This window comes from Streptomyces sp. NPDC002680 (genome assembly GCF_042889145.1).
Taxonomy (GTDB): domain Bacteria; phylum Actinomycetota; class Actinomycetes; order Streptomycetales; family Streptomycetaceae; genus Streptomyces; species Streptomyces adonidis.
This window is the reverse complement of record NZ_JBIAQP010000004.1, coordinates 13,272-25,827: the sequence shown is the minus strand read 5'-3', so window position 1 is coordinate 25,827 and position 12,556 is coordinate 13,272. Positions and strand designations below refer to the sequence as shown.

Sequence of the window (12,556 nt, the reverse complement as noted above, 5' to 3'; positions counted from 1 at the left end):
GGAGGCATGGCCGACGGCTTTCGCCGTGATCACATACCTGGCACGAGCAGCAGCCGGACGTCTAACCGGCGGTTTCGGCGCGCACCGCGTGCAGGAACAGGTCCAGGAACTGTTCGCGGACGTTGTGCGCGCTGATGCCGCGAAGGCGGGCGATGTGCGTGCTGAAGCCCGCCAGCGAGTTCGCAAAGGTCTCGGCGGCCACGGTTCGGTCAATGCCGGCGCGCAGTTCGCCTCGTCGCTCTGCGTCGAAGAGGACGTCTTCGACGACGGCGAGGGGTTGGTCGATGCAGTCGCGCTGGAACATCGCATAGAGCTCGGGGTACTCCGGCAGTTCGACGGAACAGCGGGCCGCGATCAGCCATCGGGGGCTGTCCAAGGCGTCGGCGGTCGCGTCGAACAGGAGCCGCAGATCGCGTTCGAGGCTGCCGGTGCGCGGTGAGCGCAGATGGACACAGAGGGTGGACAGGCCCGCCAGGATCAGGTCGTCCCGCTCGGTCCAGCGCGTGTAGAGGGTTCGCTTGGCGACCTTGGCGCGTGCGGCGACGGAGTTGATCCGGAAACCGGCGACCCCGGCCTCGGCGAGTTCGTCGACGACGGCCTGGAGGATGCGGTCGTCGGCGCCCGGGTCGCGGGGGCGCCCAGGCTTCGCCGCGACCGGTGACGTGCTTGTCATACGTGTGTCTCCCACCTGTGCTCCCGGTCCAGTTTCGCAGGTGGAGCAAGGGAACAGGGCAACCGGGGCGGCGTGCGAGCCCTCACGGAGGAGCCTGCGGTTCAGCGTGACCCATTCCACTACCGAAACGGTTTCGTATTTATGATTTCCAGGGTTAAGGTCTTCCTGTACGAAACAGTTTCGTTCGAAGGGGGGAGGTAGGGATGACAGCCGTAGGTGGACCTACGACACAGGCCGCGGAGGTTGAGCCGGGGTCCGAGGTAAGGGCGCGTCGCACTCGCCTCACCCCTGAGCGCGAGGCCGAGTTGTACGAAGCGGTCCTCGCCCTGCTGCGGGAGGTCGGTTACGACGCCCTGACCATGGACGCCGTTGCCGCGCGTATCCATTGCAGCAAGGCCACCCTCTACCGTCAGTGGACCGGCAAGCCGGAGCTGGTCGCCAGGTCGCTGCGCCACAACAAGGCCGTAGATCTCGCCGACATAGACACCGGCTCCCTGCGCGGTGACTTCCACGAGATGGTGCGGTTGGACAACGGGAGGCTGGAGAAGGACTCCGCGTTGATGCGGGGCCTGATCCACGCAGTGAACTCCAACCCCGATCTCCTGCAGGCGGTTCGGCACCTGCTCATCGATCCCGAGCTGACCGGACTCGACGAACTGCTGCGGCGGGCGGTCGACCGGGGTGAACTCCGCGCGGACACGCCCGCCCTGGAGTACGTCCCCCACATGCTGATCGGTGCTCTTTTCGCCCATCCGCTGACCGAAGAGCAGCCGATCGGCCAGCTCTTCCTCCGCCGCTACATCGACGCCGTGGTCCTCCCCGCCCTCGGCGTCTGATCCTCCGTACACCGGCGTACGGCCCCCTCAGAACCTTCATCAAGCCCTACCTGGCGCACCGCTCACGTCGTCGGGCTGATACCCCACGCCCTTTTCTGCTCCGAACGACCTGACCGGGAGTACGCACTCGTGGCCACCTTCCTATACAAACTCGGCCGGTTCTCTTTCCGCCGTCGACGACTCGTCGCCCTGCTCTGGGTGGCACTGCTCGCCACCGTCGGAATCGGCGCCGCCAGCGCCGACACCACCGGCAATAACAGCTTCTCCATCCCAGGCACCGAAGCGCAGAAGGCCTTCGACCAGCTGGACGAACGTTTCCCGGCCCTGCACGCGGACGGCGCCCAGGCCAACATCGTCTTCCGGGCTCCGGACGGACAGAGGATCACAGCCGCTGACAACAAGGCGGTCGTCGAGGAGGCCGTGGCCGAACTCGGCCGCGGAAACGAGCAAGTCGCCAGCGTCGCCGACCCGTTCAAGGCCAACGCGGTCAGCGAGGACGGCACCACCGCCTACATCACGGCGACCTACTCGGTGCAGTTCAACGAGTTGTCCGACACATCCAAGGACACCCTCGACAGGGTCCTCGAACAGGGCCGCGACGCCGGGCTGACCGTCGAGGCCGGCGGTACCGCGCTGGCAGAGGTGCCGGAGACCGGTTCTGCCGAGATCATCGGCCTCGCCATCTCTGCCCTCGTCCTGGTCATTACCTTCGGCTCGATGGTCGCAGCCGGACTGCCACTGCTCACCGCGATCATCGGCGTCGGTATCGGTGTCGGCTCCATCATGGCGCTCACGGAAGTCCTCGACCTCTCCAGCACCACGCCCACCCTTGCCTCGATGATCGGCCTGGCGGTCGGTATCGACTACGCCCTGTTCATCGTCTCCCGCTACCGGGGCGAACTCGCTGAGGGACGTGAACCGCAGGAGGCGGCGGGCCGAGCGGTCGGCACTGCGGGTTCGGCGGTGGTCTTCGCCGGCCTCACGGTCGTGATCGCGCTGGTCGGCTTGTCCGTCGTCAACATTCCCATGCTCACCAAGATGGGGTTCGCCGCTGCGGGCACGGTCGCCATCTCCGTGGTCATCGCCCTCACCCTCATCCCTGCCCTGCTCGGCTTCGCGGGTCGACGGGTGCTCAGTGGCATGACACGCAAGGGGACTGGCCCGGCCGGCAAGCCGAACATGGGCACACGTTGGGCCCATTTCGTCATGCGTCGCCCGGTCATGGTGCTGCTGACCGCAGTGGTCGCTCTCGGTGTGATCGCCGTGCCTGCCGCGAGCCTGAAGCTCGGCCTGCCCGACGACGGCACACAGCCCACCAGCACCACCCAGCGCAGGGCCTACGACATGCTTGCCGAGAAATTCGGCCCCGGTGTCAACGGCCCGCTCCTCGTCACCGTGGACGTCGCGGACGGAGGCAACGCGAGGACCGAGGCCGCACAGGTGAGCAGGACCATCACCGGGCTGAGCAACGTCGCCGCTGTCACCCCCGCCACATACGACGAGGCTGGGACAACAGCCATCCTGGCGGTTGTCCCGGACACCGGTCCCGACAGCACCAGGACCGAGGATCTGCTCGCCGACATCCGCGACCGCACCGGCGACAACGTCATGGTCACCGGCGCAACGGCCATGAAGGTCGACGTGTCGCAGAAGCTCAACGACGCGCTCGCGCCCTACCTCGGGCTCGTCGTGGGACTCGCCTTCCTGCTGCTGATGCTGGTCTTCCGCTCGGTCCTCGTCCCGCTCAAGGCGGCGCTCGGTTTCCTCCTGTCGGTGCTGGCCGCGCTCGGCGCCGTCGTCGCGGTCTTCCAGTGGGGCTGGCTCGCCGGCCTGCTGGGCGTCGAGGAGACCAGTCCGATCATGAGCATGATGCCGATCTTCATGGTCGGCGTCGTGTTCGGACTGGCCATGGACTACGAGGTCTTCCTGGTCACCCGGATGCGCGAGGCGTACGTCCACGGTGAGAGCCCGACGCAGGCCATCGTCACCGGCTTCCAGCATGGGGCACGGGTGGTCACCGCCGCCGCACTCATCATGATCAGCGTCTTCGCCGGCTTCATCGGGTCGAGCGAGTCGATGGTCAAGATGATTGGCTTCGGCCTTGCCGTCGCGGTCCTCTTCGATGCCTTCATCGTCCGTATGACCATCGTCCCTGCTGTGCTCACGCTGCTTGGACACCGCGCCTGGTGGCTGCCGAAGTGGCTCGACAAGGCGCTTCCCGACGTGGACGTGGAGGGCGAACAGCTGACCAAGCAACTGAGCGAATCGCCCCAGGACGGTCATGGCCCGGACGAGAAGCGCGAGCTGACGCGGGTCTGAGTCCCCGACACTCCGGGGTCGCGCTTGAGCGGCGCACGACCCCGGACCGCGCCGGCCTGTGGGGACGGGATCGGCGCGACCATGCCCAGTGGTGGCCTCTCAGGGAAGGAGGCCACCACTGGGTGCCTTCCGTTCTTGAACCTCGGTCCGTCGGGGCCGTCCCCGACCCCGCTACGACTGCATCGATCCCGGAGCGCTTCCACCGGGGAGGCCGATGAGTCTCGAGGGCTGCCCGGTCCTCCCGGGTCGCCCACCAGATTCCCGGCGTCAGCCGAAAACTGCCGTCTCAGTCGCTCGGCACACCCGATCGGGTGTGCCGGTGTCCTGGGAGAACTGCCAGGATCCGCTGCGTCCCCCACAACGTTGTGAGGAAGAGGTAGCAGATGCCCGAGGTCAACATCGAGTTCGACGTTCCTGCCAAGATGCGCGACGGCACGGTCCTGAGAGCCGACATCTACCGGCCCGGTTCGGGCGGCCCCTGGCCGGTGCTCCTGAGCCGTCTTCCCTATGGGAAGAATCAGACCGGCACCCTGTCCTTCGTGGATCCGGTCAGCAGGGCAAAGCGCGGATTCATGGTCGTCGTCCAGGATGTCAGGGGCCGATTCGCCTCGGACGGTGATTGGGAGCCCTACACCTTCGAGGAGAGCGACGGATATGACACCGTCGGCTGGGCGGCGGCGCTCCCCGGGGCGAACGGGTCCGTCGGCATGTTCGGAGGCAGCTACTTCGGCAACACACAGTGGATGGCCGCGCTCGCGAAGCCACCGGAGTTGAAGGCCATCGCGCCCGCGTTGACGTGGTCGGAGCCCGATGACGGCCTGTTCGCCCGTGGGGGCGCCACCGAGCTGGGCCTCTCCGTGCCCTGGTCGCTCGTACAGGGCCTCGACACCGTGATGCGCAGGCATGCGGCGGACCCGGTCGGCGGTATGCAGGCACTCGGCGCGTTGCTGATGGAGCTCGACAACGTCGCAACCTCCGCGTACTGGGAGCTGCCGGTCGGCAAACATCCCGCTTTCGTGCGACACGGCATTGCGGAACTCGGTTGCGAACGATCGCGCCGGGAGCCGGAGTGGAGCGCGTCGTGCCGGGTGGCGGGCCGTCACTCCGAGGTTGGCCTGCCCACCTTCCACATCGGCGGTTGGTACGACATTTATTGTCAGGGCACGCTCGACAACTTCGCGGCCATGCGTGAGGCCGATAACCCCGCGACACTGGTCATGGGGCCATGGGTCCACGGCAGCTTCGCGGGACAGATCGGCGACGTCAACTTCGGTATCGCCGCGAGCGGCGATCTCGTCGCCCTCCGCGGCAGCCTCACGGACCTGCAGTCGGACTGGTTCGAGCGCTGGATGTCGGCCGATACCGAGGCTGAGGGCGCCCCGGTGAAGCCGGAGCTGCCACCTGTGCTGCTGTTCGTGATGGGGACGAACGAGTGGCGCGAAGAACAGGAGTGGCCCCTCGCTCGCGCCGAGGAAACGGACCTGTTCCTGCGAGCCGACGGACGGCTCGCGCACGAGCCACCGGGACCGGACGAAGGAGTCGACACCTTTGTGTACGACCCCGCCGATCCGGTGATGACGACCGGCGGAGCCCTCTTGCTGACGAGCGAGTTCCGTCCTGGACCACTTGACCAGGCCACGGTCGAAGCACGCTCCGACGTGCTCGTATACAGCACGGACCCCCTTGAGACGGATGTCGAGGTGACGGGGCGCGTTCGGGCCGTCCTGTATGCGGCTACCGATGCCCCGTCGACCGACTGGGTCGTGCGCCTCTGCGACGTCGACGCGGACGGGGTGTCGAGGAACGTCGTCGACGGGATTGTCCGGGCGACCTCGCCTGACAGCGAGCACGGCATCGATCTCTGGTCCACGAGCTACGTCTTCCGGGCCGGACACCGCATGCGCGTCCACGTCACGTCGAGCAACTTCCCGCGGTGGGACCGAAACCTGAACACGGGTGAGCCGAACGACCGTGGCACGGAGTCCCGTCCTGCCCAGCAGACGGTCGGTCACAGCATGGCGATGCCATCGCGGATCATCCTGCCGATCGTTCCTCCCGGCACCTGACCGAGCGGACGTATCCAGGAGCCGTCGGCCGAGCTCACACGCGACGCCACATCGCCGCGATCGGAGAGTCGGGCGCCCCTCGGCCCACGCGAAGCGGGAGCGCCGGGTCCCGAGGGACATCACGTCTCCCCGCAGCGAGCCATGCCCGTTCGGGTGTGCCGCTCCGATCCGAGCGGCGGTGTACTCGCCCAATTTCGACAGGAGGTTCAATGGTGAACGGTCCAGGAGAGATCCTGCGCGCTTCGGCGAAGCGCTTCGGTGACAAGCCCGCGCTGGTCACAGCGGCGCGCACGCTCGGATTCGCCGAGCTCGACGTGCTCAGCGACCGGGTCGCGGCGTGGCTCGCCGCCCGCGGAGTGCGGCCCGGTCAAACTGTGTCGCTGTACGGGCAGAACCGGTGGGAGTGGGTGGTGGCCTACCACGGCGCGCTAAAAGCAGGCGCTGTGGTGAACCCGGTCAACGTCATGCTCACGCTTGAGGAACTCGCCTTCGTCCTGAGGGATTGCGGTGCTGCCGCGGTGTTCACCAGCGCCGAGCAGGCCACGACAGTCGTCGAGCTCACCAAGGAACTCACGGAACTGCGGACGGTGGTGTCCTTCGGCGACGCCGACGGTGCCGTTCCGTTCGCGGAATTGCTGTCCGCCGACAGCCCGGTACCGCAGGTGACGGTCGACCCGGACGCGCCGTGCGCGATCGGCTACACCTCCGGCACGACGGGCCACCCCAAGGGCGCTGTGCAGAGCCACCGGGCGGTACTGCTCAACTGCGCGCTGACCGCGACCATGCACGGCAGGCATGAGAACGATGTCGTCGTCACTGCGCTGCCCGCGCCGCACGTCTACGGCAACGTCGTCATCAACGGGACCTTCCTGGCCGGTGGCACCGTGGTTCTGATGGAACGGTTCGCCCCGGGGGAGACGCTGCGGTTGATCGCCGAACACCGCGCGACGATGTTCGAGGGCGTGCCGACCATGTACGCGATGATGCTGGCCGATCCCAGCCTGGACAGCGCCGATCTGTCGTCGCTGACCCGGTGCACGGTCGGCGGGCAGACCATCCCGCTGCCGACGATCGAGCGCTGGCAGGCGCGGTCGGGCGCCCCGCTGATCGAGCTGTGGGGCATGACCGAGATCTCCGGCCTGGGCACCACACACACCCTGCACGCACCCCTGGTGTCCGGCTCCATCGGAGTGTCGCTGCCCGGCGTAGAGATCCGTGTCGCCGATCTCGCCGACACGGCCCGCGACGCCCCCCACGGGGAGCCGGGCGAGCTGATGATCCGCGGCCCGATCGTCATGCTCGGCTACCACGGCAACCCCGAAGCGACCGCGAAGACGATCGAACCGGATGGCTGGCTGCACACCGGCGATGTCGCCACGATGACCGACAGCGGGCACGTGTTCATCGTCGACCGCCGCAAGGACATGATCATCACTGGCGGCTACAACGTCTACCCGGCCGAGATCGAGCGGGTCCTCGCCGCGCACCCCGCTGTGGCGATGGTTGGCGCCGGCCCGGTGCCCGACCCGGTGAAGGGCGAGCTGGCATGCGCCTATGTCGTGCTGGCCCCAGGCGCTAGCGTCACCGAGGAGGAGCTGATCGCGTTCAGCACGGCGTCGCTGGCCCCGTACAAGCGGCCGCGCCTGATCCGGTTCGTCGACGACCTGCCGAAGACCTCGACCGGCAAGATCATGCGCCGGGAACTGATCAAGCAGGTCACCCAGTGACAGCGTGGTGTCGACGGTGTTAAATGCCGATATGGACCCGATCGCCGTTCTGGCGAGGGAGCAGGCTGAGCTCGTCTCACTTCTCGACCGCCGTGAGGCCTTGCGTGCTGCGCTTGACCTGCTCGCCGTGGAAGGCGATCTCGCCTGGGTGGCCGAGCCGGAAGATGGCGAGGGGGCCACCGACCTCGTCCTCGGCCTGGTGCGCGGCAACCGAACTGGGCTGCGTGGGCTGCACGTCCCGCGCGGGCTCGGCCTGACCGGAAAGGTGCACGGGGAAGGCATCCCGGCCTGGGTGGACGACTACTTCCGGGCTACCGAAATCACCCACACCTTCGACGGGCACATTGACGCCGAAGGCGTCCGCAGACTGCTCGCTGTGCCTGTCATGCGGGAGGGCCGGGTGCTCGGCGTGCTGGCGGTGGGGGCTCGTTCGGAGGGGACCTTCGGCGATCGGGCCGTTGATCGGGTGAGCGCGGTGGCGGAGAAGGTGGCTCTCGCCGTCGCTGTCGCCGAGCGGGCGCGACTCGCCCGTGAGGTCGCCGTCCACGAGGAACGCAGCAGGCTCGCGGCCGAGCTGCACGACAGCGTCGGTGCATTGCTGTTCGCGATCGGGTCGAATGTCGTAGGCCTGACCGAGGCCGTCGCCGAGGATCCGGAGCTCACCGCGCGGCTGGAGCGGCTGCAGAGCCAGGTTGCCACTGCCTCCACCGCGCTTCGAGACTCTCTGCGCGCCTTGCGGGCCTCGCCCGCCGCAGTCGCGCTGTCCGTCGCGCTCCATGCCGACTGCGCCGCCTTCACCGACCGCACCGGTGTACCTGCCGAGCTGGTGATACTCGATGGCACCCCTCCGGACCTGCCCCCTTCCCGCACGGAGGTGCTGGTCGGTGCGGTGCGTGAGGCCCTGCTCAACGCGGAGAAGCACGCCCGGGCCACAGCGGTCGTCGTCACGGCCGGCCGTAGGCCGGGCGGTGGCTTCGTGGTGGCCGTCACCGACGACGGCGTCGGTCTGCCGCCCGACCACACCCGCGGCGTCGGGCTCAATTCGACCGCGGACGCCGTGGGCCGGCTCGGGGGCACCCTGCGCCTGACTACGGACCCGCAGGGCGGTACGACCTGGCGGGTCGAGCTGCCGTGCTGAGCGAGCCATCGATTCGAGTGCTCGTCGTCGACGACCACCCCGTCGTCCGGGAGGGCGTGGTCACCCAGCTTTCCCGGCACGGCGGCATCGAGGTCGTCGGATACGCCGCCGACGCCGCCGGAGCGGTCCGCGAGTGCGCCCGTGAACGGCCGGACGTCGTCCTTCTCGACGTGCGGCTGCCCGACGCGCTCGCCGCCGACGTCGTACCGCGCCTGCGTGCGGTGTCCTCCTCAAGTCGTATCCTGCTCTTCACCGCGTTTCCCGAACACGCCGCAGTCGCTCCGTCGCTGGCCGCGGGAGCCTGCGGACTGCTGGTCAAGGACGCCTCCGGTACGGCGCTGCGCGACGCCCTTCGCGAGGTCGTCCGGACGGGCTCCTATGGCGGCGCTGAACCGGCCGTGGCGAACGCACCGGTGACTCCGCGGGAGTACGACGTGCTGAGGCTGGTCGCGTTCGGACACACCAACAGCGAGATCGGCGAGCAACTCGGACTCTCGTTGAACACCGTCAAGGGCTACCTGCGCAACGTCATGCACAAACTCGACGCCCGCAACCGTGCTCAGGTGATCGCCAACGCCCGGGCCCACGGGCTGTTGTGACCGCCGACGGCGATCAGCCAGCTCTCACCAGCACTCGGTGCGGTCAGGCCTGAGAGACGCCGAGCAGGACGCGGCCACGCCCTCCGGCGTCGACGCGGTCGTGGGCTTTGGCGATGTCTTCGAGCGAGTAGCGGTCGCCTACTTGGACGGTGAGGGCGCCGACGGCTGCTGCGGAGGTCAGGTCGCGTGTGGCCTGCCTCCTGGCCTCGGCAGGGAAGTCGTCGCTGCCGAACAGACGCAGAGTGACGTTGTTGAACAGCAGGGGCCAGAAGGGGATCTCGGTGCGGTCGGTGCGGGTGGCGTAGGCGGCGATGACGGCGTTGTTGGCGGCGACGACGTTGTCGAGGTCGGCGTTGTCGGACAGGGACACCTCAATGATCCGGTCGACGCCTTGGGGCGCACATGCCCGGATCGCTCCCGCCGGGTCCGTCTGGTCCAGGGCGACGGCGTGGGAGACGACGGCCGGGTCAACCAGGCCGAGGTCCGGGCTGCGGCGGACGGTGGCGAGCACGGTGGCGCCCGCCCAGCGGGCGAGCTGGGCGGCCAGGGAGCCGACCCCGCCGAGGACGCCGTGGACGAGCACGAGCTGTCCGTCGACGGGGCCGTCGGCGAAGACCGTGCGGTGGGCGGTGATCCCGGGGATTCCCAGGCTCGCGCCGAGGTCGTCGCTCACGTGGTCGGGCAGCGGCACGGCCTGGTGGTCGAGTACGACGGTGTATTGGGCGGCGGTGCCGAAGGGACGGTAGGACTGGGCGCCGTAGACCCAGACACGCTGCCCGAGTCGGCGGGCGTCGACACCGTCGCCGACCGCGTTGATGACGCCGGCGGCGTCGCTGTGCGGGATCACCCGCGGGTGGGGCATGGACGAGCCGAGCCAGCCGCGTCGTTTCTTGGTGTCGCCTGGGTTGACGCCCGAGACGGTGACGCGGACGAGGACCTCGCCGGGGCCGGGCTTGGGGTCGGGCAGTTCGCCGACGTGCAGGACATCGGCGGCGGGGCCTTGTTCGTCGTACCAGGAAGCAAGCATGGGCGGGTACCTCCGGGCCGGTCAGCTCGCGGTTTCTTCGAGCCGAGGGGAATCGTCTTCGGTGTGCGCGGTGGAGGGCGCGGGAGGCTCTTCACCGAGGACCTCACGCAGCCAGGTGCGTTCAGTGCTGCTGATGGCGCGGGCGGTGAGCAGCATGCCGCGCCGGTAGGGATCGGCGACCTCCTCGGCGCGCAGTGGCCGCTCGCCGTCGTAGAAGAAGCTCGCCGGCTCCTCCAGGAAATCCAGCCGTCTGCGGAGCACCGCGTGCTGTTCGGCCAGGTCGGGCAGGTGGGAGAGGAAGGCCAGGATGGTGAAGAACCGGGTGAAGTCGGTGATCTCGTGGTCTGCGGGCCTGCGTAGGCGTTCACGCAGTTCCGTGTGCCCGGCCTCGGTCAGGCGCAGCAGATACCTCGCGGCACCCGCGGCCGGGTTGGCGCGGCGTTCCAGCAGGCCCGCCTTTGCGAGGCGGTTGATCGCCGGGTAGAGGCTGCCGTCGCTGACGGGCCGTGTGTAGCCGGTCAGCTCTGAGACGTGGCGGCGAAGCTCGTGCCCGGGCAGGGGGCCCTCGGCGAGGAAGCCCATGATCGCTAGCTCCAGCATGTCTCCATCATCACATAAGAACATCGAGACGATGCGCACATCGTTTCGATGTTACGGTTGCTGCGGGCCGCTTCACTGTCGAGGCCGCACCCGCCCCCGTCCCCATGTCGCCCGGCAAGTCCCCGGGCCTGACAGATCTCCCGCGAGCGGCGATATGAATCCTCCGTGCACCTCTGGTGCCCCCGTCGGTCCGGTCGCAGGTGCGCCAGGCGTCCCGATCGAGGTACTGCCGCGGCTTTCCATGGCCGTGGCAGCGTTCTCCACAGTGGTCGAGTGGTACGACTTCACGCTCTATCTGTTCATGACCACCATGCTGTCCCGGGTCTTCTTCGGCTCCGGCGCCGACTCCCTGCTCACCACGCTCGCCGTCTTCGCGATCGCCTACCTGATGCGTCCACTCGGTGCCCTCGTCCTCGGCCACGTCGGTGACCGGTTCGGCCGACGTAAGGTCCTGCTCGGCTCGATGACGGTGATGACTGCCGCCATGCTGGTCACGGCCCTGTTGCCGACCCGGGATCAGGTTGGCCCGACGGCCGGGGCGTTGCTGTTGGTGCTGCGGTGTGTGATGGGCTTCTCGGTAGGCGGCGAGTACACCGGCGTCATGACCTACCTGGTCGAAGGAGCCCCGCCCCGGCGCCGTGGCCTCGTGGCGTCGCTCGCCTCCGCCGCCAGCGAAGTCGGCGCCTTGCTCGCCGTCGGTGTGGCCGCGCTGACCACCGCGACGATGAGCAGTCGGTCGCTGGACGCGTGGGGTTGGCGCATTCCGTTCTTCATCGGTGCCCTCCTTGCCGTGGGAACCCTGATCGCTCGCTCGACCATGCGTGAATCCCCGGCGTTCGAGCAGGTCCAGAAGGCCCGCACGACGACGCACGGACCGCTCCGAGAGACGCTGCGCACTCAACGTCCGGCCCTGTACCGAACGTTCACCATCTCCGCGCTCGGGTCCATCACGTACTACGTCGGCATCACCTACGTCCCGACCTATTTGATCTCGGTCGTCGGATTCGCCGAAGCCGACGCGCTGTGGCTGGCGACCCTCGCCTCCGTCGCGGTGATCGCTGTCACGCCCATCGCCGGCCTTCTGGCGGACCGGGTCGGACGGCGTCCCGCGCTGCTGTTGTTCGGCGGGCTGTCTCTGGTATTGCCAGTGGCGATGTTCGCGTTCATGGCCGAAGGTCACCACACCCAGGCCCTGGCCGGCGCGGTGGTGCTGGCCCTCGTCTCGGGCGGCGTCAGCGCGGTGGGCGCTTCTGCCGCTCCGGAGCAGTTTCCGGTCGAGGCGCGACTGAGCGGGCTGGCCGTGGCGACGGTGGCCACCACCCTTTTCGGCGGTTTGACGCCGTACCTGTCCCAAGGTCTGACCGATACCACTGGCTGGAGCCTCGTCCCCGGCCTCATGGTCGCCGTCGTCGCGCTCGTCGCCGTGCCGGTCCTGTGGAGCCTTCCGGAAACAGCCCATCTCCCCGTTCCCGCCGGTCGGACACCGGAGGCGTCCACGGCAGAGCCCATCGTCTGATCCGGAACGAGTCCGTCGTCCGCCGCCATCCCACCCGTCACATCACCGAAGGAAA

Annotated in this window: 10 protein-coding genes; 7 read left to right on the top strand and 3 right to left on the bottom strand. The window is 68.4% G+C overall.

The genetic code is table 11. The annotated features are described in order from the left end of the window. Positions 1–61: 61 nt before the first annotated feature. Positions 62–673 carry a TetR-like C-terminal domain-containing protein gene (locus ACFYXF_RS12405; protein WP_389349495.1) on the bottom strand — a complete coding sequence of 204 codons (612 nt, stop codon included), beginning with the start codon at positions 671–673 and terminating at the stop codon, positions 62–64. 203 nt (positions 674–876) lie between these two features. Here ACFYXF_RS12405 and ACFYXF_RS12400 point away from each other — a divergent pair, with 203 nt between their 5' ends. From ACFYXF_RS12400 to ACFYXF_RS12375, 6 genes are all read left to right on the top strand, one after another. After that, entirely contained in the window at positions 877–1,509 is a 633-nt protein-coding gene (locus ACFYXF_RS12400) for a TetR/AcrR family transcriptional regulator (protein WP_389349494.1), read from the top strand. A 129-nt stretch (positions 1,510–1,638) separates the two neighbouring features. Further along, positions 1,639–3,828: an MMPL family transporter gene (locus ACFYXF_RS12395; protein ID WP_389349493.1), complete on the top strand. Its 2,190-nt coding sequence runs from the start codon at positions 1,639–1,641 to the stop codon at positions 3,826–3,828. Between the two features lie 383 nt (positions 3,829–4,211). Further along, positions 4,212–5,894: a CocE/NonD family hydrolase gene (locus ACFYXF_RS12390; RefSeq protein WP_389349492.1), complete on the top strand. Its 1,683-nt coding sequence runs from the start codon at positions 4,212–4,214 to the stop codon at positions 5,892–5,894. Between the two features lie 209 nt (positions 5,895–6,103). After that, positions 6,104–7,621, top strand: a complete 1,518-nt coding sequence (locus tag ACFYXF_RS12385) for a class I adenylate-forming enzyme family protein (protein ID WP_389349491.1) — start codon at positions 6,104–6,106, stop codon at positions 7,619–7,621. A gap of 31 nt (positions 7,622–7,652) precedes the next feature. Continuing rightward, on the top strand, positions 7,653–8,759 hold the full coding sequence (locus tag ACFYXF_RS12380) for a GAF domain-containing protein (protein WP_389349490.1): 1,107 nt from the start codon (positions 7,653–7,655) through the stop codon (positions 8,757–8,759). Continuing rightward, positions 8,753–9,358 carry a response regulator gene (locus tag ACFYXF_RS12375; RefSeq protein ID WP_389349489.1) on the top strand — a complete coding sequence of 202 codons (606 nt, stop codon included), beginning with the start codon at positions 8,753–8,755 and terminating at the stop codon, positions 9,356–9,358. Before ACFYXF_RS12380 ends, ACFYXF_RS12375 begins: the two co-directional genes overlap by 7 nt. Positions 9,359–9,401: 43 nt before the next feature. Here ACFYXF_RS12375 and ACFYXF_RS12370 read toward each other — a convergent pair whose 3' ends face one another. Continuing rightward, positions 9,402–10,385, bottom strand: coding sequence for an NADPH:quinone reductase (locus ACFYXF_RS12370; protein WP_389349488.1), 984 nt, complete (start codon positions 10,383–10,385; stop codon positions 9,402–9,404). 21 nt (positions 10,386–10,406) lie between these two features. Further along, the gene (locus ACFYXF_RS12365; protein WP_389349487.1) at positions 10,407–10,985 is read right to left on the bottom strand and encodes a PadR family transcriptional regulator; all 579 of its coding nucleotides are present in this window, start codon (positions 10,983–10,985) and stop codon (positions 10,407–10,409) included. A gap of 247 nt (positions 10,986–11,232) precedes the next feature. Between ACFYXF_RS12365 and ACFYXF_RS12360 the strand changes: the two genes are divergently transcribed. Beyond that, entirely contained in the window at positions 11,233–12,501 is a 1,269-nt protein-coding gene (locus ACFYXF_RS12360) for an MFS transporter (protein ID WP_389349486.1), read from the top strand. Positions 12,502–12,556: the final 55 nt, after the last annotated feature.